This is a genomic window from Marinobacter sp., assembly GCF_033722195.1.
In the GTDB taxonomy this organism is placed as follows: Bacteria; Pseudomonadota; Gammaproteobacteria; order Pseudomonadales; family Oleiphilaceae; genus Marinobacter.
Window position 1 is genome coordinate 1 of the sequence record NZ_JAWVZL010000049.1, and the last position, 22,080, is coordinate 22,080.

Sequence of the window (22,080 nt, forward strand, 5' to 3'; positions counted from 1 at the left end):
ATAAAAGAAACTTTTCCATCTGTGGAGCCTCTGGCGTCGCTTGCATTGTGTTCGGCGTGTTTCTATAGTGTGCAGAAGTGGGAAAAAGTGGATTCTAGTGGTTTTTGGTGGTTTCCCAGGGTAAAGAGTGGGAATGAAGGGAGGATTCTCCCGTGTCGTCACCAGGAACCGGGGTCCGGACCCGGTCACGCAGGTCAGAGCTGACGTAAATGAGCAATTTTCTCGGCAGTCATGCCATCAATATGGATGCGAAGGGTCGCCTGGCGATCCCCGCCCGGGTGCGCGAAGAGCTCGCGCTGGCCTGTGGCGGGCGCATTGTATTGACGGCCAATGCCGACGAGGAGCGCTGTCTTCTGGTGTACCCGGAGCCCCAATGGGAGGCGATTCGGCCCAAGATCGAGGCGCTCCCGAACATGAACAAGTCAGCCCGGCGGCTGCAGCGGCTGATGCTGGGTCACGCCACACCGCTGGAGCTGGACGGTGCCGGCCGGATTCTGGTGCCACCCACGCTGCGCAGCTACGCCCGGCTGGAGAAAAAGCTGATGCTGATCGGCCAGGGCAAGAAGCTGGAACTCTGGAGTGAAGAGCGCTGGTTCGCCTGGCTGGATGAGGCGGCGGACGAGGATGACATGCCGCCGGAAATGGAGTCCCTGTCGCTATGATGCCGTCCAGCAGCAGCGCCGGTGGCGATCACAAGCATCGCTCGGTGCTTCTGGAGTCGGCGGTGGATTACCTGGTGGGGTCGCCTGCGGGTCGCTACATCGACGCCACCTTCGGCCGGGGTGGTCATAGCCGCCTGATCCTGTCGCGGCTTGATAAGGCCGGCCGTCTGCTGGCTATCGACAAGGATCCCGAGGCTGTGCAGGTGGGCCATTCCCTGGCCGCAGAGGATGGCCGGTTTGAAATTGCCCATGGCTCCTTTGCCGAGCTGGATCGTGAGCTGGCGGCACGGGACTGGGAGCAGGTGGACGGAGTGCTGATGGATCTTGGGGTGTCTTCACCCCAGCTGGATGACGCCAGCCGGGGCTTCAGCTTTCTGCGGGAAGGTCCGCTGGACATGCGGATGAATCCCCAGCAGCCGCCCAGCGCCGCGGACTGGCTCAATACCGCTGATGAAAAAGACATCGCCGACGTGATCTGGCGTTTCGGCGAGGAGCGTTTCTCCCGCCGCATCGCCCGTGCCGTGGTTACCCGGCGCGAGGAAGCGCCGCTGCGGACCACCCGGGAGCTGGCAGAGCTGGTTGCCGCGGCGGTGCCGAAAAAGGACAAGCATAAGCATCCGGCTACCCGGACCTTCCAGGGTATCCGGATCTTTATCAATCGGGAGCTGGAGGATCTGGAGGCGGGGCTCAATGCCGCGGTCGAGAGTCTGGCACCCGGCGGGCGCCTGGTGGTCATCAGCTTCCACTCGCTGGAAGACCGCCTGGTCAAGCGCTTCATGCGGGACCTGGCCCGTGGACCCCAGCTGCCCCGGGGCCTGCCGGTGACCGCTGAGCAGACCGAGACGCCGTTCCGGCTGGTGAGCAAGGCGCTGAAAGCCGAGAGCGAGGAAATCAGCGACAACGTACGGGCCCGCAGTGCTGTCATGCGGGTGCTGGAGAAGCGCCCCGGTAACACCGACAAAGGAGAGCGCCCATGAGCGCAGTCACGATCGAGAGACCACCCCGCGAGGCAGTCCTCAACCGGCAGAAAGTACGGCGCGGGCTGTCCACCACGTTGCGGCTTTCCCAGCGCATATTCCAGTCGCTGTGTCAGACCCATGTCGCCATCACCCTGGTACTGGCCCTGGTGTTGATCGCCTCCGCCATCGGGGTGGTGGCCAGCGCCCACGAGAACCGGCGCCTGTTCAATACGCTGTCCGAACTCCACGGCCAGCGCGATGACTATCAGCGGGAGTGGAGTCAGCTGCTGCTGGAGCAGAGCGCACTGAGTGCCCACAGTCGCATCGAACACCTGGCCGCCGACCAGTTGGGAATGAGTGTGCCCGGCAAGAATCAGATCGTGCTGGTGCCCGGCGCCAGCGCAGGCATGACAGTCAGCCGGTGAGCCGGCTGTTTTTGATTTCAACGACGCAGACTGGCCAGGCCAGTACCGGGAGCCCCTAGCGTGCCGAACCACCAGGCCCACAAGACACTGCTGCAGCGCATGGCCGCTGGCCTCAAGGCCTGGCGGTTCGGCTGCGTGCTGGGTGTTTTCCTGGCCGTGGTGGCGGCCCTGGGCTGGCGCCTGGTGGACCTGCATGTGGTCAACCAGGCGTTTCTGCGTCAGCAGGGCGATGTCCGTACCATTCGGGTGGAGCCCATCGACGCCCACCGCGGCATGATCACCGACCGCTACGGTGAGCCCCTGGCCGTAAGCACCCCGGTCCACACCCTGTGGGCGAATCCCGGTGAGATGTCGCCGGAGGATCCGCGCCTGAACAACCTGGCGCGCCTGCTGGACCTCAACGCTGCCGACCTGCGGGAGCGGCTGCTGACCTACGCCGATCGCGAGTTCATTTACGTTCAGCGCAAGATCCAGCCATCCCTGGCGGACGCTGCCATGGCGCTGGACATTCCGGGCCTCTACAAGCGTCGCGAATACCGGCGCTACTACCCCGCCGGGGAAGTCACCGCGCACGTGGTGGGCTTCACCAATATTGACGAGCGTGGCCAGGAAGGCATCGAGCTGTCCTACAACGAGTGGCTGAGCGGCAAGCTGGGCGCCAAGCGCGTACTCAAGGACAACCGCGGCCGGGTGATCAAGGACCTGTCCCTGATCCGTGACGCCGAGCCGGGCCGCAACCTCAGCCTCAGCATCGACCTGCGCCTGCAGTACCTGGCCTACCGCGAGCTCAAGGCCGTGGTCCAGGCCCACCAGGCCCGGGGCGGCACGCTGGTCATGCTGGATGTGGACACCGGCGAAGTGCTGGCCATGGTGAACCAGGGCTCCTACAACCCCAATGACCGCAGCCAGATCACGGCCGACGGCCTGCGCAACAAGGCCATCACCGATCTTTTCGAGCCCGGCTCCACCATGAAGCCGGTCACCGTCGCCGCCGCCCTTGAGAGCGGGCGCTACACGGCGAACAGCCAGATCGACACCGCGCCGGGCTTCAGGCGCTTTGGCCGTTTCACAATACGGGATTCCAAGAACTACCAAATGCTCGATCTCACCGGCATCGTGGTGAAGTCCAGCAACGTGGGAGTCAGTCGTATCGCCACCGACCTGGGCGGCGACCTGATCCGCAACCTGTATTACCGCCTCGGCCTTGGGCAGGCCACCGGCGTCGGTTTCCCCGGTGAGGCGGTTGGTGTATTGCCGAGTCCGCCCCGCTGGCGCCCCGTGGAGGAAGCCACCCTGTCCTACGGCTACGGACTGAGTGTCAATGCGCTTCAGTTGGCCCAGGCCTATATGGTGCTGGCCAACGGTGGGCTGCGGTACCCCATCAGTCTGATGAAGCTGGACGGCCGCCCGCAGGGCGAGAGAGTGCTGTCCGAAGGAGTCACCGCCGAGGTGCGGCAGATGCTGCAGGCCGCCGTCGAGGAGGGCACTGGCAAGCGCGCCCGGCTGGGTTTCTATTCCTCCGGAGGCAAGACCGGCACCGTCCACCTGGTGGGCAGTGGCGGCTATGAGAAGAGCCAGTACAAGGCCATTTTCGCCGGCATGGCGCCGGTGGAGAACCCCCGTATCGCCATGGTGGTGGCTGTGGATGCACCCCAGGGCGGGGAATATTATGGTGGTGAGGTAGCCGCTCCGGTGTTCGCCCGGGTGATGGGCGACGCCTTGCGACTGCTCAATGTAAAGCCTGAACTTGATCTCGGCGACCAGCGCACGGCATCCCGCCTGCCGGTCTCCGATGAGCGGGGTTAATCCGATGAGTATCGCATCGCTCAGCACCTTGCTACACGGTATCGCCGAGGTTCCCTCGGTGTTCGACGTGACCATCCACGGTCTCACCACCGACAGCCGCGAAGTCCGCCCGGGTGACGCCTTCGTCGCCCTGGCAGGTCAGCGAACGCCGGCGGACCATTACCTGGAAGGCGCCATCAAGGCGGGCGCCTCGGTGATCCTGATGGAAGCCATCGAATCCGGCGAATGCGAGGAGCGCATGGGCGCCCTGCTGGTTCCGGTGAAAGGTTTGAAAGCGCAGCTCGGACTGATTGCCGACCGCTTCTATGAGCATCCCTCCCAGCGTCTGCGGGTGATTGGCGTTACCGGCACCAACGGCAAGACCTCCGTCAGCCACTACGTCGCCCAGCTGTTGAACGACACCGGCTCCCCCTGTGGTCTGATGGGCACCCTGGGTTACGGCATGCCAGGCCGGCTGACACCGGCCAGCCACACCACCCCGGACGTGGTCCGGGTCAACCGCAGCTTTGCCCATATCCTGGGCCAGGGCGGTCGCAGTGTGGCCATGGAGGTGTCCTCCCACGCCCTGGAGCAGGGCCGTATCGATGGCGTCACCATCACCGGCGCGGTTTTTACCAACCTGACCCGCGATCACCTGGACTATCACGGTTCCATGGAGGCTTACGGTGCCGCCAAGGCCAAACTGTTCAAGCGCGAGGGTCTGCATTTTTCGGTGATCAACGTGGACGACCCCTTTGGTCGCCAGCTTTACAGCCAGCTGGAAGGTCAGTGCGACCGGGTCCGCTACAGCCTGCACGAGGCCCAGACCGAGCTCTGGCTGACACAGCTGGAGCCGCAACTGGACGGTTTCACCGCGCGTCTTGACGGCCTCTGGGGTGAATTCAGCGTTTCCGCGCCGCTGCTGGGCACCTTCAATGTCAGCAATCTGCTGGCGGCCATGGGTGCCGTGCTGAGCCTGGGGGTGCCGGTTGAGCGTGTGGTGCGGGCCGCCAGTCGCCTGACACCGCCCCCCGGCCGCCTGGAATCCTACCTGGGCGCCGGCGGTGTCCAGGTAGTGGTGGACTACGCCCACACCCCGGACGCCCTGAACAACGCTCTGGCGGCCCTGCGGCCCCACACCCGCGGCAAGCTGGTGTGCGTTTTTGGCTGTGGCGGCGACCGCGACAGCGGCAAGCGCCCGGAAATGGCGGCGGAGGCCGAGCGCAGCGCCGACCGGGTGATCGTCACCGATGACAACCCCCGTTCCGAACATCCGGGCGCCATTGCCAAGGACATTATGGCCGGCTTCCGGGATCCCTCCGCGGTTCGGGTGATCCACGACCGTGCCGACGCCATTGCCACCGCCGTCAGGGAAGCCCGGGAGGGCGATGTGGTGCTGGTGGCCGGCAAGGGCCATGAGGCCTGGCAGGAGATGGCCGGCCAGCGTGTTCCCTTCAGCGATGCCGAGCAGGTGCGGGCGGCGCTTTCATTGACCGGAGGTGTTGCATGATCCGCGCCTTTTCCCTCAGCGAGACCGCCCGCCGGCTCGGGGCGACGCCAACGGGTGCCGATGGCACCTTCAGCAGCGTCTCCACGGACACCCGGTCATTGCAGCCGGGTGATCTGTTTGTGGCGCTCCGGGGCGAGAACTTCGACGGCCACCGTTTCCTCGCGGACGCCGCCGCCGGTGGCGCGGTGGCAGCGGTGGTGGAGCGGGCCAATTCAGACATCGACCTGCCCCAGCTGGTGGTGGCGGACACCACCCGCGCCCTGGCGGATATCGCGCTGGCCAACCGGCTCGAAAGCCGGGCCCGGGTTGTAGCGGTCACCGGCAGCAGCGGCAAGACCACCGTCAAAGAAATGCTCTCGGCCATGCTGGCTGTGCAGGGATCTACCCTGGCCACCCAGGGCAATTTGAACAACCACATAGGCGCGCCCCTGACCCTGTTCCGGCTGGCGCCGGAGCACGAGTATGCGGTCATCGAACTGGGCGCCAGCGCGGTGGGTGAGATCGCCCACACAGTGGCCATGACCCGGCCCGAGGTGAGCATCATTACCAACGCCGGCGAAGCCCATCTGGAGGGCTTCGGCAGTTACCAGAACATCGTGATCGGCAAGGGCGAGATCATCGACGGAGTGTCGGCCCGGGGCACGGTGGTGCTCAATGCTGACGATCCCGCCTGCGAAACCTGGCGCGGTCGCGCCGGCCAGCGCCAGGTCATGACCGTCAGCCGCCGCACCGGCGTCGATGCCGACTACCGCATTGAGCACCACAGTGTGGACGCCCAGGGTCAGCACTTCGGGGTGGCCGGCCTGGCCGGTTGGCAGGCGGAGGTGACCCTGCCGCTGCCCGGCGAGCACAACCTGACCAACGCCCTGCTGGCGATCGCGGCGGTGCGCGCTTTCGGCCTGCCGGATGATGCCATCCGCCGGGGCCTGGCCTCGCTGAAGCCGGTCAAGGGCCGGCTGCAGCCGATCACCCTGGCCGAGGGCATCGACCTGATCGATGACAGCTACAACGCCAACCCCACGTCCATGAAGGCGGCGCTGTCAGTGCTGGCGCAGCGTCCCGGCCGACGGATAGCGGTGCTGGGCACCATGGCCGAACTGGGGCCGGATTCGGTGCGCATGCATGAAGAGGTCGGGGCCTGGGCCCACAACCTGGGTATTGAGCGGTGCCTGGTGGTCGGGCCGGGCACCGATGGTTATCGCAAGGGATTCGGCCACAACACGGAGGTGTGCGTCAGCCACAGCGAAGCTGTGGACCAACTAATAAACCAGCTTGAGGCGCCGGTGACGGTGCTGGTCAAGGGATCCCGGAGTTCCGCCATGGATCGCGTGGTGGAAGGGATAAAAGAAAGGATGAAACGCTAATGCTGCTTTGGCTGACCGGGGTTCTGTCGGAGTATTTCACGGCCCTGACCGTTTTCCAGTATCTGACGCTGAGAGGCATTTTCGGGGTCCTGACGGCGCTGCTGATCTCCCTGATCATCGGCCCCTACATGATCCGCAAGCTCAGTCAGTACCAGATCGGCCAGTCGGTCCGTAATGATGGCCCGCAGACCCATCTCAGCAAGGCCGGCACACCCACCATGGGCGGCGCCCTGATTCTGGTGGCGATCGGGGTCAGTACCCTGTTGTGGGCGGACCTCACCAACCGCTACGTCTGGATCACCCTGCTGGTGACCCTGCTGTTCGGTGCCATCGGCTGGGTGGACGACTACCGCAAGGTGGTGGAGCGTAACCCTCGCGGCCTGCCGGCCCGGTGGAAATACTTCTGGCAGTCGGTCATCGGAGCCGCCGCCGCCATTGCGCTTTTCTACAGCGCCACCCTGCCGCAGGAGGTCTCCCTGGTGGTGCCCTTCTTCAAGCAGGTGTCGCTCACCCTGGGGCCGGTGCTGTTTATCCTGCTGACCTATTTCGTGATTGTCGGCAGCTCCAACGCGGTCAACCTTACCGACGGTCTGGATGGCCTGGCGATCATGCCCACGGTGATGGTGGCGGGTGCCCTGGGCATCTTTGCCTACGCCTCGGGCCACGTGCAGTTTGCCGATTACCTGCTGATTCCCCACCTGCCCGGAACCGGTGAGCTGATTGTATTCTGCGGCGCGCTGGTGGGGGCCGGGCTGGGCTTTCTCTGGTTCAATACTTACCCGGCGCAGGTCTTCATGGGCGACGTAGGCGCGCTGGCGCTGGGCGCCGCACTGGGTGTGGTGGCGGTGATCGTGCGCCAGGAAATCGTGCTCTTCATCATGGGCGGCGTGTTCGTGATGGAGACGGTGTCGGTGATCCTGCAGGTGGCCTCGTTCCGGCTCACCGGCCGGCGGATCTTCCGGATGGCGCCGCTGCACCATCATTTTGAACTCAAAGGCTGGCCCGAGCCCCGCGTCATCGTGCGGTTCTGGGTCATCACCGTGGTGCTGGTCCTGATCGGGCTGGCCTCACTGAAAATTCGCTAGTTGCTGGAATCGGTATGAGCGTCATTGTTTCGGATCGTCGCACATTGGTGGTAGGGCTCGGCAAGACCGGGCTCTCCTGCGTGCGCTATCTGGTGGCGCAGGGCCGTGACGTGGCGGTGGCGGACAACCGGGCCCAGCCGCCGGGCCTCGAAACCCTGCAGCAGCAGTGGCCGGAGGTACCTGTGCACCTGGGGCCGTTCGATGCCGAGCTGTTCAGCCGCTTCAACGAGCTGGTGGTCAGCCCGGGCCTGAGCATCCAGGATCCGGCCATCCGCGCCGCCGCCCGCAAGGGCGCGCGTATCTCCGGTGACATCGATCTGTTCAGCCAGGCCGCGAAGGCGCCGATCGTCGGTATCACCGGCTCCAACGGCAAGACCACGGTGACCAGCCTGGTGGGCGAGATGGCCAGGGCCGCCGGCAAGCGGGTTGCGGTGGGCGGCAATATCGGCACGCCGGCGCTGGATCTGCTCTCGGACGACGTCGAGCTCTACGTACTCGAGCTGTCCAGTTTCCAGCTGGAGACCACCGAGGAGCTGGGGGCCACCGCCGCCACCGTGCTCAACATCAGTGACGACCACATGGACCGGTACCCGGACAAGATGGCCTATTTCCAGGCCAAGCAGCGGATCTTCAACGCCGCCCGGATCGCGGTGGTGAACCTGGACGATCCGCTGAGCACGCCCATGGCCCGGGACACCCTGCGCTTCATCTGCTTCGGCTGGCATCGGGTCAATCCCGAAACCTTCAGCACCCGGGAAGACGACGGCGGCACCTGGATCACTTTCGGCTTCGACAACCTGGTGCGGGCGGAATCCCTGCAACTGATGGGCAGGCACAACGTCAGCAACGTCATGGCGGCCCTGGCCCTCGGCCACGCCGTTGGACTGCCCATGGACGTGATGCTCGAGGTGGCACGCCGGTTCCGCGGCCTGCCGCATCGCTGCGAGTTCGTGCGCCGTGTCCAGCAGGTGGAGTACATCAACGATTCCAAGGGCACCAACGTGGGCGCCACCGCCGCCGCCATCAGCAGCCTCGCGCCGAGCACCGGCCGCATCGTGCTGATTGCCGGCGGTGAGGGCAAGGGCGCCGATTTCCGGCCGCTGCTGCAGCCGGTCACCGAGCACTGCCGGGCGGTGGTTCTGATCGGCCGCGACGGACCCCTGCTGGCGGACCTGCTGACCGGTTCGGTGGAACTGGTGATGGCGGACACCCTGGCCGAGGCGGTCAGCCGTGCCGCTGGCCTGGCCCGGCCCGGCGACCGGGTGCTGCTGTCGCCGGCCTGCGCCAGCTTTGACATGTTCCGCGATTACGAAGACCGCGGGTCCCAGTTCGTACGGCAGGTGGAGGCGCTGACATGACGACGCTTGCAAGCCTGCCCCAGAACTTGTTCGGATCCGGTATCAGGCTGCTGCCGGTGCTGCTGTTCACCAGTCTGGCACTGCTGGTGATCGGCATCGTGATGATTTCCTCGGCCTCCATGGACATGGCGGTGGAGATGACCGGCGACAGCGGCTACTTCGTGGTACGCCAACTGATCTTCAGCGCCCTGGGTTGCGCCGCCGGCCTGGTGGCCGCCAATGTGCCCATGGCCTGGTGGGAGCGCAGCGGCTGGCTGCTGCTGGGTGTGGGCCTGTTCGTGCTGGCACTGGTGCTGACTCCCATTGGCAGTACGGTGAACGGCTCCACCCGCTGGATTTCCCTGGGCCTGTTCAACGTCCAGGTTTCCGAGATCGCCAAGCTCTGCCTGATCGCCTATCTGGCCGGTTACGTGGTGCGGCGCCGGGATGAGCTGGTCAATACCTGGCTGGGCTTTGCCAAGCCGGTGGCGGTGCTCGGCGTAGCCTCGGTGCTGTTGGTGATCGAGCCCGACTTCGGCGCCACCGTGGTGCTGATGACCGCCGCCATGGGCATGATCTTCCTCAGTGGCGTGCCGCTGCAGCGCTTCCTGCCGCTGATCGCCGTCTGCGTGTTCATGGGCACGCTGCTGATCTTCACCCAGCCGTACCGGCTCAAGCGGGTGGTGAGCTACCTGGACCCCTGGAAGGACCAGTTCGATTCCGGTTACCAGCTCACCCAGTCGCTGATTGCCTTTGGCCGCGGCGACTGGGCCGGCGTGGGCCTGGGCAATTCGGTGCAGAAGCTGTTCTACCTGCCGGAAGCCCATACCGACTTCATCTTCGCCATCACCGCCGAAGAGTTCGGCCTGCTGGGTTCACTGCTGGTGCTGGCGCTCTATACCGGCCTGGTGCTCACCGGCTTCGCCATTGCCCGGCGCGCCGAAAAAGCCGGCATGGCGTTCGCGGCCTGTTTCTCCTACGGCATCACCCTGCTGATCGGCCTGCAGGCCAGCATCAATATGGCGGTGGCCACCGGCCTGCTGCCCACCAAGGGCCTGACCCTGCCGCTGATGAGTTACGGCGGGAGCAGCCTGCTGATTACCTGTGTCTGCATCGGCATCCTGGCACGGGTGGAAATGGAGCGCGTGGATCAGGCTGCCGACGCCGAAACCGGACGCCCGGCCACGCGGGGAGGGGCGGTCTATGAGTAATCGCCAGTTCCTGATCATGGCCGGCGGTACCGGCGGTCACGTGTTCCCGGCCCTGGCCACTGCCCGCATGCTGCAGGAGAAGGGCCATTCCGTGCACTGGCTGGGCTCGGTGGGAGGCATGGAGGCCCGGCTGATCGGGGAGACCGACATCCCGCTGTCGCTGATTTCCATTTCCGGCCTGCGGGGCAAAGGCAGGCTGACCCTGCTGGCAGCACCCTTCCGGCTGGTACGCGGCCTGGCGCAGGCCCTGGCCGTGGTTCGCCGGGTACGGCCCGACTGCGTGGTGGGCATGGGTGGTTTTGTCACCGGTCCCGGCGGCGTGGCTGCCTGGCTGACCCGCACCCCGCTGCTGGTGCACGAGCAGAACGCCATCGCCGGGCTCACCAACCGTCTGCTGGCCCGCTTTGCCAAGACGGTGATGGAAGCCTTCCCGGGCAGCTTCGGCGCCGATGTGGTGACCCGCTGCACCGGCAACCCGGTACGCAGCGATGTGGCAGCGCTGACAGAACCCGAGGAGCGCATGGCCGGCCGTGAGGGCCCGGTGCGCCTGCTGGTGATTGGCGGCAGTCTGGGCGCCCAGGCCATCAACGAACGCCTGCCCCAAGCCCTGTCGAGCCTTGACGCCGGCCAGCGCCCGGAGGTCCGGCACCAGTGCGGCGAGCGCCATATCGAGCGGACCCGGGAGGCTTACCAGCAGGCGGGCGTGGAGGCGGACGTACAGGCGTTCATCAAGGATATGGCGCAGGCCTACGAATGGGCGGACCTGGTGCTTTGCCGTGCCGGCGCGCTGACCATCGCCGAGCTCTGCGCCGCTGGGCTGGGTGCCGTACTGGTGCCTTTCCCGCATGCGGTGGACGACCACCAGACCCACAATGCCCAGTACATGGTCAAGGCCCGGGCGGCGCTGCTGATTCCGCAGGATCGCCTGACCCCGGAGCTGCTGGCGGAGACCCTGGCGGGCCTGGTGGCCGACCGCAATCAACTGATCAACATGGCGCAGGCGGCCCGGTCGCTGGCGCGCCCCGACGCGACGGAGCGAGTAGTGAATTATTGTCTGGAGGCCGCCCATGCCTGAGTTAACGAATCCGCCGCTGGTGTACCAGGTGCCGGAAATGCGCCGTATCCGCCACATCCATTTTGTCGGCATTGGTGGTGCCGGTATGAGCGGCATTGCCGAAGTACTGAGCAACCAGGGCTATGACGTGTCCGGCTCCGACCTCAAGAGAAGCGCCGTTACCGACCGACTGCAGAGCCTGGGCGTGACCGTCATGATCGGACACCAGCCCGGCAACAGTGCCGACGCCGATGTGGTGGTGGTGTCCTCCGCCGTAACCGGCGACAACCCGGAAGTGGTGGCCGCCCGTGACCGCCGGGTGCCGATCGTGCCCCGCGCCGAGATGCTGGCGGAAATCATGCGCTACCGGCACGGCATCGCCATTGCCGGTACCCACGGCAAGACCACCACCACCAGCCTGATTGCCTCGATTCTGGGGGAGGCCGGCCTGGATCCGACCTTCGTGATCGGCGGCAAGCTCAACAGCGCCGGCACCAACGCCCAGCTGGGCGGTTCGCGCTACCTGGTGGCGGAAGCGGACGAGAGTGACGCCTCCTTCCTGCACCTGACGCCGGTGATCTCGGTGGTGACCAACATCGAGGCCGACCACATGGACACCTACGGCGGCGATGTGGGCAAGCTCAAGCAGACCTTCGTGGACTTCCTGCACAACCTGCCGTTCTACGGCGTGGCGGTGATGTGCGTCGATGACGACTATGTCCGGGAAATCATCCCGCGGATCTCCCGCGCCATCATTACCTACGGCATCGACAATCCCGAGGCCGATTACCGGGCCGAGAAGATCGTCTCCGACGGCCTCAAGACCCGCTTTCTGGTGCGCCGCCCCGGCGACCGCTCCGACCTGGAAGTGGAGCTGAAGATGCCGGGCCGCCACAACGTGCTCAACGCCCTGGCGGCGATCGCGGTGGCCACCGACGAGGGTGTCGAGGACAGTGCCATTTGTCGGGGCCTGGCAGGCTTTGCCGGTGTCGGCCGTCGCTTCCAGGTCTACGGCGACTACCAGACGCCCAACGGCACGGTGACCCTGGTGGACGATTACGGCCATCACCCCACCGAGGTGGCGGCGGTGATCCGGGCGGCCCGGGATGCCTGGCCGGAGCGCCGGCTGGTGATGCTGTACCAACCCCACCGCTACAGCCGGACCCGGGACCTGTACGAGGACTTCGTCAAGGTGCTGTCGGATGTGGATGCGTTGCTGCTGATGGAGGTCTACAGTGCCGGCGAACCGGCGGTGCCGGGCGCCGACGGCCGGGCGCTGTGCCGCAGCATCCGGCAGCGGGGCAAGCTGGAGCCGATCTTCGTCGAGGAGGCCGGCGAAGTGGAACGTTTACTGACCAATACCCTGCAGGATGGGGATCTGCTGATCACCCAGGGCGCCGGGGATATTGGTGCTGTTGCGGCCCGACTGGCGGCCGCGGGAGTGATATCAGGTGAGTGAGATGAACGCACAGGGCCATCAGGTCGACGGTTTCAACGTGGATCCCGCCACCCGCGAAGCGCTGGGGCGGGTGGCGGTTTTCATGGGTGGCGATTCCGCCGAGCGGGAGGTTTCCCTGAAGAGCGGCCAGGCCGTGCTCAACGCCCTGCTGGCCGCCGGCGTGGACGCCTTCGCCATGGACGTCCGCGGCAGTCTGCTGAAGGTGGTGGACCAGCCCCGGTTCGACCGGGTGTTCATAGCCCTGCACGGCCGCGGCGGCGAGGACGGCACGGTACAGGCGATCCTGGCCCAGGCCGGCATCCCCTACACCGGCAGCGAGACCCTGGCGTCCGCCCTGGCCATGGACAAGCTGCGCAGCAAGTACGTGTTCGAGGGCTGCGGCTTGCCCACGCCGCGGTTCCGCACCATGACGTCCGCTGAAGACGCCGACAGCATTGCGGAGGCGCTGCGCATGCCGCTGAGCGTCAAGCCGTCGCGGGAAGGTTCCAGCATCGGCATCCGCAAGGTCAACAGCCGCGAGGAGCTGGTGGAGGCCTACGAGGCCGCCAGCCACCTGGATTCGCTGGTGCTGGTGGAAGAGTGGATCGAGGGCCCGGAGTTCACCGTCAGCGTGCTGCAGGACCAGGCCCTGCCGGCCATCGGCCTGAGTACCGACCATGCCTTCTACGATTACGACGCCAAGTACATCAGCAACGACACCCGCTACCAGATTCCCTGCGGTCTGGCGCCGGAGCAGGAACTGAAACTGCACGAGCTGGCGGTGGAATCCATGCGGGTGCTGGGTTGCCGCACCTGGGGCCGGGTGGACGTGATGCAGGACACCGCCGGCAATTTCTACATCCTCGAAGTCAACACGGTGCCGGGCATGACCGACCACAGCCTGGTGCCCATGGCGGCCAAGGCCGCCGGAATCAGCTTCGAGGAGCTGGTAGTACGGATCCTCAAGGACACCCTGGAGCCAGGCCATGATTGAACGGATGCTGTTGCGCGGCCGCGCCATACCGCCGGAGCCACCACGCCGCCGGGGCGCCACCTCGATGGAGCCGGATCGTGACTACTTCGGCTTTTTCAGGTCGGTGATGGCCGCCATGCCCTGGACCCAGCTTGGCCTTGGCCTGGCGGTACTGGTGGTGGCCGCCATGGTGCCCTGGGGCACCGGTCAGGTGCTGTCGGCCATGGACCGGCAGATTGCCAGCGTGCAGGTCAATGGCGAACTGGTGGGAGAGAGCCGGGAGGCGCTCACCGTGCGGGCAAGCCAGTGGGTCGGGCGCAGCTTCTTCGCCACCGATCTGGCGGAGGTCAAGGTGGCGATGGAGCAACGGCCCTGGGTGGAGACCGCGGCGGTGCGTCGGGTCTGGCCCGACGGCCTGGTGATCGACGTGCGCGAGAAGAAGCCGCTGGCCTATTGGAACGAGAATCAGCTCATCAGCCGTTCCGGCCGGCTGTTCCAGCCCGCCAATCCGGAGGTGGCGGGCGCGCTGCCCCGGCTGTCCGGACCGGATGAGCGGGTCGAGGATGTGATTCAGTTGGCCCGCCTGATGGCGGACCGGCTGGCCGCCGAGGGGCTCGGGTTCGCGGGCCTTGCGCTGGAGCAGCGCGGCGCCTGGACCCTGACCCTGGCCAACGGCATCGAGGTGGCCCTGGGCCGGGACCAGGTGGAGGACCGCTTTGTCCGTTTCCTGACCGTCTACGAGGGTCAGCTGGCTACCCGCTCAGACGAAGTGCAGCGAATTGATGCCCGCTACACAAATGGTGTGGCGGTGAAATGGAAGCCTTTGGACAGTACACCGGGCAACAACACATAGACACATTTGAGCAACCCAGGGTTTGGTGAATTACATGTCATCGGTTGAAACGGAAAACATGATTGTCGGCCTCGACATCGGCACCTCCAAGGTGGTCGCCATCGTCGGCAAACGCAAGATGGACGGCACCATTGAAGTGGTGGGTATCGGTTCGCACCCCTCCCGCGGTCTCAAGCGGGGCGTGGTGGTCAATATCGAGATCACCGTGCAGGCCATCCAGCGTGCGGTCGAGGAAGCCGAACTCATGGCGGGTTGCCGGATCCACTCGGTCTATGCCGGCATCGCCGGCAGCCACATCAAGAGTCTGAACTCCCACGGCATCGTGGCGATCCGCGACCGGGAGGTTACCCAGGCCGACATCGACCGGGTCATCGACGCCGCCCAGGCGGTGGCCATTCCGGCGGACCAGAAGGTGCTGCACATCCTGCCGCAGGAGTTCGTGATCGATAACCAGGAGGGCATCAAGGAGCCCATGGGCATGTCCGGCGTCAGGCTGGAGGCCAAAGTGCACCTGGTGACCTGCGCCGTCAACGCGGCCCAGAACATCGAGAAGTGCGTGCGTCGTTGCGGCCTGGAGGTGGACGACATCATCCTGGAGCAGCTGGCCTCCAGCTACGCGGTGCTGACCGAAGATGAAAAGGAGCTGGGTGTCTGCGTGGTGGACATCGGCGGCGGCACCACCGACATCGCGGTGTTCACCGGCGGCGCCATCCGTCATACCGCGGTGATCCCCATTGCCGGCGACCAGGTCACCAACGACATCGCCATGGCCCTGCGCACGCCGACCCAGAACGCCGAGGAAATCAAGATCAAGTACGCCTGCGCGCTGACCCAGCTGGCCGGTGCCGACGAGACCATCAAGGTGCCCAGCGTCGGCGAGCGGGCGCCGCGGGACCTGTCCCGGCAGGCCCTGGCCGAGGTGGTCGAGCCTCGCTACGAAGAACTCTTCACGCTGGTGCAGTCGGAGCTTCGCCGCTCCGGCTTCGAGGATCTGATCCCCGCCGGCGTCGTGATCACAGGCGGTTCCTCCACCATGGAAGGCGTGGTGGAACTGGCCGAGGAAATCTTCCACATGCCGGTACGGCTTGCCTCACCGCAGGCGGTTGCCGGTATGACGGAAGTGGTCAACAACCCGATCTACGCCACCGGCGTGGGGTTGCTGATCTATGGCTTCCGCCAGATGGATATTGGCCGGGGGCCGGTGCTCAGGGGTGAGCAGGCACCGTCACTGCTTGAGCGCATGAAGAACTGGTTTACCGGGCATTTCTGACGGCAAACCGGAGCAGTGCGAAATAACAGGCCGGATTGACGGCCACCATAACGAAGGTCTCTCGAAAAGAAAGCGGCCAGCCATAGGCCGATAACAGCACGAAGGAGTAGGGGAAATGTTTGAACTAGTCGATAACGTACAGCAGAACGCTGTGATCAAAGTCATCGGTGTTGGCGGTGGTGGCGGCAACGCCGTCCGTCACATGCTCAACAGCGACATCGAAGGCGTGGATTTCATCTGTGCCAACACGGACGCCCAGGCGCTGACCGACATGGGCGCCAAGCAGGTCATCCAGCTCGGTGGCAACATCACCAAGGGTCTGGGTGCCGGCGCCAATCCCGAGGTGGGCCGCCAGTCCGCCATGGAAGACCGTGACCGTATTGCCGAGGCCCTGAAGGGTGCCGACATGGTCTTCATCACCGCCGGTATGGGTGGTGGCACCGGCACCGGCGCCGCTCCGGTGGTGGCGGAAGTGGCACGGGAAATGGGCATCCTGACCGTGGCGGTGGTCACCAAGCCGTTCCAGTTTGAGGGTGGCAAGCGCATGAAAGTGGCGGAGGCCGGCCTCAAGGAGCTGGAAGAAACCGTCGACTCGCTGATCACCATTCCCAACGAGAAGCTGCTGTCGGTGATGGGCAAGAAGACCAGCCTGCTGGATGCCTTCGCCGAGGCCAACAATGTGCTGCTGGGCGCGGTCCAGGGTATTGCCGACCTGATTACCCGCAACGGCATGATCAACGTCGATTTCGCCGACGTGAAAACCGTGATGTCCGAGATGGGCATGGCGATGATGGGTACCGCCCGCGCCACCGGCGAGAACCGGGCCCGGGAAGCCGCCGAGGCCGCGGTGCGCAGCCCGCTGCTGGAGGACATCAACCTGCAGGGCGCCAAGGGCATCCTGGTCAACATCACCGCTGGCATGGACCTGAACCTGGGCGAGTTCTCGGAAGTTGGCGATATTGTGCGTGAGTTCGCATCCGATTCCGCCACGGTGGTCGTAGGTACCGTGATTGATCCGGAAATGACCGACGAGCTCAAGGTAACCGTGGTGGCCACCGGTCTGGGTGGTGGTCGCGAGGAGAAGCCTACCAAGGTGGTGGACAATACCCGCAGCCTGGATGGCAAGACCGACTACAACCAGCTGGATCGTCCGGCCGTACTGCGTCGGCGGGCCGTTGCCCACGGCAATGTGGCCGTTGATCAGCGCCATGACAGCGAAGAGCACAGCGTGGATTATCTCGATATTCCCGCATTCCTTCGGCGTCAGGCTGACTGATAAATTGTTGCTATCAGGTTCTTAAAGTGCATTTGACGCGTTTATGGTTTAATGTGCGCCGGAATCAATGGCAGCGGGCTGGATGACCATCCGGTAACAACCGGTTGGTTAAATGGTATTCAGTCCACTTTCTTGATATCCTTCGGGCAGTTTTTTGCCCAGACGATATCTTACTTTTGTGACGGATTTATGTACTGATGATCAGACAACGGACGCTTAAAAACACCATCCGTGCGACCGGCGTGGGTTTGCACTCGGGTGAGAAGGTTTACCTGACCCTCAAGCCGGCTCCGGTCGAAACCGGTATCGTGTTCCGACGGACCGATCTGGATCCGGTTGTGGAGATCAAGGCCTGTGCCGAGAACGTCGGCGAGACCATGCTCTCCACCACGCTGGTGAAGGACGCAGTCCGGGTAGCGACTGTCGAGCACCTGCTGTCCGCCATGGCAGGTCTGGGCATTGATAACTGCTACGTCGAGCTCAGTGCTGCCGAAGTGCCCATCATGGATGGCAGTGCCGGCCCGTTCGTATTCCTGCTGCAGTCCGCAGGCATCGCCGAGCAGGAGTCCGCCAAGCGCTTTATCCGCATCAAGCGGGAAGTGACTGTGGAAGAAGGTGACAAGAAAGCCACCTTCCTGCCCTTCGAGGGCTTCAAGGTGAGCTTTGGCATCGACTTCGACCACCCGGTCTTCAAGGGCCGGGCCCAGACCGCCACCGTGGATTTCTCCAGCACCTCCTTTGTCAAGGAAGTGAGCCGCGCCCGGACCTTCGGGTTCATGCGGGATATCGAGAAGCTGCGGGCGATGAATCTGGCCCTGGGCGGTAGCGTGGACAACGCCATCGTTGTGGATGACTACAAGATCCTCAACGAGGACGGTCTTCGGTACGAGGATGAATTCGTCAAGCACAAGGTGCTGGATGCGATCGGTGATCTCTACCTGTTGGGCAACAGCCTGATTGGTGAGTTCCGCGGCGTGAAATCCGGCCATGACCTGAACAACAAGCTGCTGCGCAAGCTCAGGGCGGAACAGGATGCGTGGGAAGTTGTCACCTTTGACGACGAAGCCACCGCACCCATTTCCTATATCAAGCCTGTGCTGGCCCAGGCCTGAGGCGGGAAGCCTCAGTCCCGGACGTGGCTTGCGAGTTTTTCGAGAACCTCGCGTAAGTTTTTGTCCTTCGTGTGCCCGGCTTCCTCTTTGAGGAGCCGGGCATTTTCGTTACTGAGCGGGACCTTTTCACGCCGGGACTGCTCCCGGAACCGGGGTGGTACCACCTTCACCCGCAGACGCCAGACGTAACGGAAATCCTCGTATTCCCGCAGTTTTTCCATGACCTCGTGCTGGCGCAGCCGCAACTGGCTGGCCAGGGCCGAGGATTCGGTGCTCAGGGTGATGTCGCCGTCGCGGATGCTGACAAACCGGACCTTGCCTGCCAGGGTCTCGGGTATCGCCCGCAGTACCTGCTTTTCGGCCTCCCGGTGAACCTCGGCGCGGGCCAGAAGTTCGCGCAGGGTGGGGCTTTGGGCGATGCTGTCGGAACGAAGTTCCAGTCCGGGCTTTTTTTTCATGGCTGGCGGAATGACTCGACGGGAAAGCTTACGATTGGTTACACTTTCGCACGGTGAATAGGCGGTGCCTGTATTACACTCGTTTTACATTGACTCGGAGTGTATGTCTACGGCGCTGAAGAAGCCCCGCCGTCGTTGTTTCCCGTCCGGCACCATGGGCCGGGTGCGACAGCTACTCCGTTGAATGCTGCCCAGGATTGCCGGCCCCGGTAATCCGGCGAAGGACGCCGGGCAGAACCGACACTTCACGAGAGACGCACGGCATCAGGAAGAGTTTGCGGCTCCCGGTATGAATGTAACGCGGACTATGAACATCATCCTTGTTGGCAAAAGCCACGGCAAGTCACGGGTACTGCCGGTCAACCTGCCGGTCGCCCTGGTGGCACTGCTGCTGGTGGCCGGTCTGGCCGCCGGTTGCGCCTGGCTGGGCTACAGCTTCGCCAGGAGCGGGGCGGCGCCAACCGGCAATCTGGCGGTGGCGGCACCGGTGGTTCAGCAGTGGCAGGAGCAGCTGGAATCCCAGCGTGATGAGTTGCGACGCCTGAGCGAGCGCAGCCGTCAGCAGGTGGACGCCCTGACCCTGCGCCTGGGCGAGATGCAGGGTCGTCTGCTGCGCCTCGACGCCCTCGGTCAGCGCTTCGTTGAATCCGGCATCGTCGGCAGCGAGGAGTTCAACTTCGAGCAGCCCCCCGCGGTGGGTGGTCCTGAGGCTTCGCTGGCCTCGGATTCGTTCTCAGCCCCCGAACTGACCCGCATGATCGATCAGCTCGACCAGCGGCTCGCGGACCGTGAAAACCAGCTGCGCCTGCTGGACAGCCTGGTCTCCCGCAAGAAGCGGGAGGACGAGCGCTTCGTGGCGGGTCGCCCGATCACCTGGGGCTGGCTGTCCTCCCGCTACGGCTACCGCTCCGATCCTTTCACCGGCAAGCGCACCTGGCACGATGGCGTTGACCTGGCCGGCAAGGAAGGCAGTGACATCATTGCCGTTGCCGCGGGCGTAGTGACCTACGCCGATGAACGCTACGGCTATGGCAACCTGGTGGAGATCGACCATGGTGAAGGCCTGGTGACCCGCTATGGACACGCCAAAACCATCAAGGTCAAGCTGGGCGACGTGGTTCAGAAGGGCCAGGTAGTGGCGCTGATGGGCAGCACCGGTCGCTCCACAGGCCCCCACGTGCATTTCGAAGTGCTCAAGAACGGCAAGAGCAAAAACCCGGAAGACTACATCCAGCGGGCCAGCCGCTAACCTTGCCATACCGGCGGGCGGCGCTTTCGGGTGCCGCCGCGACCCTGCCTTTTGTCCTCCTGTTAAATAAGGTTAGAATGCCGTCTTCACCGGCGCGGGTGTGATTGAAAGCCAGCGGGTATCGTCTGGCCGTCCCAGCCTGTCCAAGATCGTGCGTTCATTCCCCGGAATCAAACGCTCTCCGAAAAACCAAAGAAGCAGTGGTCTATGTTCACGAAGCTTGCAACCAAGATGTTCGGCAGTAAAAACGCGCGCGAAATCAAACGCATGCGGAAGACGGTCACGCGTATCAACGAGCTCGAGGAATCTTTCGCCGGGCTGTCGGACTCAGAGCTTCAGGGCAAGACACTGGAATTCCGTCGTCGTCTGGACGAGGGCGAAAGCCTGGACAAACTGCTGCCGGAAGCCTTCGCCACGGTGCGGGAGGCCAGCCGCAGGGCCATGGGCATGCGCCACTTCGATGTTCAGCTGATCGGCGGCATCACCCTTCACGAAGGCCACATCGCCGAAATGAAGACCGGCGAGGGCAAGACCCTGGTGGCGACGGCTGCGGTCTATCTGAACGCGCTTACCGGCAAGGGTGTGCACGTGGTGACGGTGAACGACTACCTGGCCCGGCGTGACGCCGAGTGGATGGGCAAGCTGTACCGCTTCCTCGGGCTGCAGGTGGGTGTCATCGTCGCCGGCCAGAAGCCGGAAGAGAAACGCGCCGCCTACGCTGCCGACATCACCTACGGTACCAACAACGAATTCGGCTTCGACTACCTGCGGGACAACATGGCGTTCAGTACCGCGGACAAGGTCCAGCGTGGCCTGAACTATGCCATCGTCGACGAGGTGGACTCGATCCTGATCGACGAGGCCCGCACCCCGCTGATCATTTCCGGCGCCGCCGAGGACAGTTCGCGGCTGTACCGGGAGGTCAACGCCCTGGTGCCCAGCCTGGAGAAGGGCGAGGTGCCGGAGCAGGGCGATCCCACCGGCGATTTCACCATCGACGAGAAGTCCCGCCAGGTGGACCTGACCGAAACCGGCCATGAAAAGGTGGAAGAGCTGCTGGCCCAGCGTGGCCTGCTGAACGAGGGCGAGAGCCTGTACTCCGCCAACAACCTCAGCCTGCTGCATCACGTCCACTCCGCCCTGCGGGCGCACCACCTGTTCCAGAAAGACGTCGACTACATCGTCCAGGGCGAGCAGGTGGTGATTGTGGATGAACACACCGGCCGTACCATGCCGGGCCGGCGCTGGAGCGAGGGCCTGCACCAGGCCATCGAGGCCAAGGAGGGGGTCCCGATCCAGGCCGAGAGCCAGACCCTGGCCTCCACCACTTTCCAGAACTACTTCCGGCTTTACGACAAGCTGGCGGGCATGACCGGCACCGCCGACACCGAAGCCTTCGAGTTCCGCCAGATCTATGGCCTGGACGTGGTGGTGATTCCCCCCAACAAGCCGATCCAGCGGATCGACTACAACGACCTGATTTACCTCACCCAGGAAGAGAAGTTCCACGCCATCATCGACGAGATCAAGGACGTCACCGCCGAGGGCCGGCCGATCCTGGTGGGTACCGCCTCCATCGAGGCCTCCGAGCTGCTGTCGATGCTGCTGAAGAAGGCCAAGATCGACCACAAGATCCTCAACGCCAAGCAGCACGAGAGCGAGGCCCAGATCATTGCCCAGGCCGGTCGGCCGGGTGCGGTCACCATTGCCACCAACATGGCCGGTCGCGGGACCGACATCGTGCTGGGCGGCAACTGGGAGTACGAGGTGGCGGCGCTGGAAAACCCCAGTGAAGAGGAGGTGGCCAAGATCAAGGCGGCCTGGACCGAGCGCCACAACCAGGTGCTGGAGGCCGGTGGCCTGCACATCATCGGCACCGAGCGGCACGAGTCCCGCCGCATCGACAACCAGCTGCGTGGCCGTTCCGGCCGGCAGGGCGATCCGGGCTCATCGCGATTTTATTTGTCCCTGGAGGACAACCTCATGCGTATCTTTGCCTCCGAGCGCGTCAGCGCCCTGATGCAGCGCCTGGGGATGCAGGAGGGAGAGGCCATCGAGC

General features: G+C 64.6%; 19 protein-coding genes. 18 read left to right on the forward strand and 1 reads right to left on the reverse strand.

The genetic code is table 11. The features are described from left to right. Nucleotides 1-209 precede the first annotated feature (209 nt). The 16 genes from mraZ to lpxC all read left to right on the forward strand — a co-directional run bounded on the left by mraZ (nucleotide 210) and on the right by lpxC (nucleotide 18,314). The gene (gene mraZ / locus R3280_RS10205; protein ID WP_318998501.1) at nucleotides 210-662 is read left to right on the forward strand and encodes a division/cell wall cluster transcriptional repressor MraZ; all 453 of its coding nucleotides are present in this window, start codon (nucleotides 210-212) and stop codon (nucleotides 660-662) included. Continuing rightward, complete coding sequence (gene rsmH, locus R3280_RS10210) at nucleotides 659-1,639, forward strand: 16S rRNA (cytosine(1402)-N(4))-methyltransferase RsmH (RefSeq protein WP_318998502.1); 981 nt, start codon at nucleotides 659-661, stop codon at nucleotides 1,637-1,639. The genes mraZ and rsmH overlap by 4 nt, the downstream gene beginning before the upstream one ends. Next, a complete protein-coding gene (gene ftsL, locus R3280_RS10215; RefSeq protein ID WP_318998503.1) occupies nucleotides 1,636-2,046 on the forward strand; it encodes a cell division protein FtsL in 411 nt (136 codons plus the stop codon). The genes rsmH and ftsL overlap by 4 nt, the downstream gene beginning before the upstream one ends. A gap of 99 nt (nucleotides 2,047-2,145) precedes the next feature. Beyond that, on the forward strand, nucleotides 2,146-3,852 hold the full coding sequence (locus R3280_RS10220) for a peptidoglycan D,D-transpeptidase FtsI family protein (protein ID WP_318998519.1): 1,707 nt from the start codon (nucleotides 2,146-2,148) through the stop codon (nucleotides 3,850-3,852). 4 nt (nucleotides 3,853-3,856) lie between these two features. Then, entirely contained in the window at nucleotides 3,857-5,341 is a 1,485-nt protein-coding gene (locus R3280_RS10225) for a UDP-N-acetylmuramoyl-L-alanyl-D-glutamate--2,6-diaminopimelate ligase (RefSeq protein ID WP_318998504.1), read from the forward strand. Beyond that, nucleotides 5,338-6,705 carry a UDP-N-acetylmuramoyl-tripeptide--D-alanyl-D-alanine ligase gene (locus tag R3280_RS10230; RefSeq protein ID WP_318998505.1) on the forward strand — a complete coding sequence of 456 codons (1,368 nt, stop codon included), beginning with the start codon at nucleotides 5,338-5,340 and terminating at the stop codon, nucleotides 6,703-6,705. Before R3280_RS10225 ends, R3280_RS10230 begins: the two co-directional genes overlap by 4 nt. Beyond that, entirely contained in the window at nucleotides 6,705-7,790 is a 1,086-nt protein-coding gene (gene mraY, locus R3280_RS10235; protein WP_318998506.1) for a phospho-N-acetylmuramoyl-pentapeptide-transferase, read from the forward strand. Before R3280_RS10230 ends, mraY begins: the two co-directional genes overlap by 1 nt. Before the next feature lie 14 nt (nucleotides 7,791-7,804). Further along, entirely contained in the window at nucleotides 7,805-9,148 is a 1,344-nt protein-coding gene (murD, locus tag R3280_RS10240; RefSeq protein WP_318998507.1) for a UDP-N-acetylmuramoyl-L-alanine--D-glutamate ligase, read from the forward strand. Then, nucleotides 9,145-10,338 carry a putative lipid II flippase FtsW gene (ftsW, locus tag R3280_RS10245; protein ID WP_318998508.1) on the forward strand — a complete coding sequence of 398 codons (1,194 nt, stop codon included), beginning with the start codon at nucleotides 9,145-9,147 and terminating at the stop codon, nucleotides 10,336-10,338. The genes murD and ftsW overlap by 4 nt, the downstream gene beginning before the upstream one ends. Continuing rightward, a complete protein-coding gene (murG, locus tag R3280_RS10250) occupies nucleotides 10,331-11,413 on the forward strand; it encodes an undecaprenyldiphospho-muramoylpentapeptide beta-N-acetylglucosaminyltransferase (RefSeq protein ID WP_318998509.1) in 1,083 nt (360 codons plus the stop codon). Before ftsW ends, murG begins: the two co-directional genes overlap by 8 nt. Further along, nucleotides 11,406-12,851 (forward strand): UDP-N-acetylmuramate--L-alanine ligase, encoded by a 1,446-nt coding sequence (gene murC / locus R3280_RS10255; RefSeq protein WP_318998510.1) that lies wholly within the window; start codon nucleotides 11,406-11,408, stop codon nucleotides 12,849-12,851. The genes murG and murC overlap by 8 nt, the downstream gene beginning before the upstream one ends. 1 nt (nucleotide 12,852) lies before the next feature. Further along, nucleotides 12,853-13,824 carry a D-alanine--D-alanine ligase gene (locus tag R3280_RS10260; protein WP_318998511.1) on the forward strand — a complete coding sequence of 324 codons (972 nt, stop codon included), beginning with the start codon at nucleotides 12,853-12,855 and terminating at the stop codon, nucleotides 13,822-13,824. After that, a complete protein-coding gene (locus R3280_RS10265; RefSeq protein ID WP_318998512.1) occupies nucleotides 13,817-14,656 on the forward strand; it encodes a cell division protein FtsQ/DivIB in 840 nt (279 codons plus the stop codon). The genes R3280_RS10260 and R3280_RS10265 overlap by 8 nt, the downstream gene beginning before the upstream one ends. A gap of 34 nt (nucleotides 14,657-14,690) precedes the next feature. Continuing rightward, nucleotides 14,691-15,926 carry a cell division protein FtsA gene (ftsA, locus tag R3280_RS10270; protein ID WP_318998513.1) on the forward strand — a complete coding sequence of 412 codons (1,236 nt, stop codon included), beginning with the start codon at nucleotides 14,691-14,693 and terminating at the stop codon, nucleotides 15,924-15,926. A gap of 115 nt (nucleotides 15,927-16,041) precedes the next feature. Then, the gene (gene ftsZ, locus R3280_RS10275) at nucleotides 16,042-17,202 is read left to right on the forward strand and encodes a cell division protein FtsZ (RefSeq protein WP_318998514.1); all 1,161 of its coding nucleotides are present in this window, start codon (nucleotides 16,042-16,044) and stop codon (nucleotides 17,200-17,202) included. 197 nt (nucleotides 17,203-17,399) lie between these two features. Next, nucleotides 17,400-18,314 (forward strand): UDP-3-O-acyl-N-acetylglucosamine deacetylase, encoded by a 915-nt coding sequence (gene lpxC / locus R3280_RS10280; RefSeq protein ID WP_318998515.1) that lies wholly within the window; start codon nucleotides 17,400-17,402, stop codon nucleotides 18,312-18,314. An 11-nt stretch (nucleotides 18,315-18,325) separates the two neighbouring features. Here the strand turns inward: lpxC and R3280_RS10285 are convergent, their stop codons facing one another. Then, complete coding sequence (locus tag R3280_RS10285) at nucleotides 18,326-18,772, reverse strand: DciA family protein (protein ID WP_318998516.1); 447 nt, start codon at nucleotides 18,770-18,772, stop codon at nucleotides 18,326-18,328. A gap of 307 nt (nucleotides 18,773-19,079) precedes the next feature. Between R3280_RS10285 and R3280_RS10290 the strand changes: the two genes are divergently transcribed. Next, nucleotides 19,080-20,021 carry a M23 family metallopeptidase gene (locus tag R3280_RS10290; protein WP_318998517.1) on the forward strand — a complete coding sequence of 314 codons (942 nt, stop codon included), beginning with the start codon at nucleotides 19,080-19,082 and terminating at the stop codon, nucleotides 20,019-20,021. A gap of 207 nt (nucleotides 20,022-20,228) precedes the next feature. Next, the coding region (gene secA / locus R3280_RS10295) for a preprotein translocase subunit SecA (RefSeq protein WP_318998518.1) at nucleotides 20,229-22,080 on the forward strand (1,852 nt) is incomplete at its 3' end.

Excerpts from the sequence above, each read along its gene's own strand:
- mraZ (WP_318998501.1), top strand. The coding sequence starts at position 210 with ATGAGCAATTTTCTCGGCAGTCATGCCATCAATATGGATGCGAAGGGT.
- rsmH (WP_318998502.1), top strand. The coding sequence starts at position 659 with ATGATGCCGTCCAGCAGCAGCGCCGGTGGCGATCACAAGCATCGCTCG.
- ftsL (WP_318998503.1), top strand. The coding sequence starts at position 1,636 with ATGAGCGCAGTCACGATCGAGAGACCACCCCGCGAGGCAGTCCTCAAC.
- R3280_RS10220 (WP_318998519.1), top strand. The coding sequence starts at position 2,146 with ATGGCCGCTGGCCTCAAGGCCTGGCGGTTCGGCTGCGTGCTGGGTGTT.
- R3280_RS10225 (WP_318998504.1), top strand. The coding sequence starts at position 3,857 with ATGAGTATCGCATCGCTCAGCACCTTGCTACACGGTATCGCCGAGGTT.
- R3280_RS10230 (WP_318998505.1), top strand. The coding sequence starts at position 5,338 with ATGATCCGCGCCTTTTCCCTCAGCGAGACCGCCCGCCGGCTCGGGGCG.
- mraY (WP_318998506.1), top strand. The coding sequence starts at position 6,705 with ATGCTGCTTTGGCTGACCGGGGTTCTGTCGGAGTATTTCACGGCCCTG.
- murD (WP_318998507.1), top strand. The coding sequence starts at position 7,805 with ATGAGCGTCATTGTTTCGGATCGTCGCACATTGGTGGTAGGGCTCGGC.
- ftsW (WP_318998508.1), top strand. The coding sequence starts at position 9,145 with ATGACGACGCTTGCAAGCCTGCCCCAGAACTTGTTCGGATCCGGTATC.
- murG (WP_318998509.1), top strand. The coding sequence starts at position 10,331 with ATGAGTAATCGCCAGTTCCTGATCATGGCCGGCGGTACCGGCGGTCAC.
- murC (WP_318998510.1), top strand. The coding sequence starts at position 11,406 with ATGCCTGAGTTAACGAATCCGCCGCTGGTGTACCAGGTGCCGGAAATG.
- R3280_RS10260 (WP_318998511.1), top strand. The coding sequence starts at position 12,853 with ATGAACGCACAGGGCCATCAGGTCGACGGTTTCAACGTGGATCCCGCC.
- R3280_RS10265 (WP_318998512.1), top strand. The coding sequence starts at position 13,817 with ATGATTGAACGGATGCTGTTGCGCGGCCGCGCCATACCGCCGGAGCCA.
- ftsA (WP_318998513.1), top strand. The coding sequence starts at position 14,691 with ATGTCATCGGTTGAAACGGAAAACATGATTGTCGGCCTCGACATCGGC.
- ftsZ (WP_318998514.1), top strand. The coding sequence starts at position 16,042 with ATGTTTGAACTAGTCGATAACGTACAGCAGAACGCTGTGATCAAAGTC.
- lpxC (WP_318998515.1), top strand. The coding sequence starts at position 17,400 with ATGATCAGACAACGGACGCTTAAAAACACCATCCGTGCGACCGGCGTG.
- R3280_RS10285 (WP_318998516.1), bottom strand. The coding sequence starts at position 18,772 with ATGAAAAAAAAGCCCGGACTGGAACTTCGTTCCGACAGCATCGCCCAA.
- R3280_RS10290 (WP_318998517.1), top strand. The coding sequence starts at position 19,080 with ATGAACATCATCCTTGTTGGCAAAAGCCACGGCAAGTCACGGGTACTG.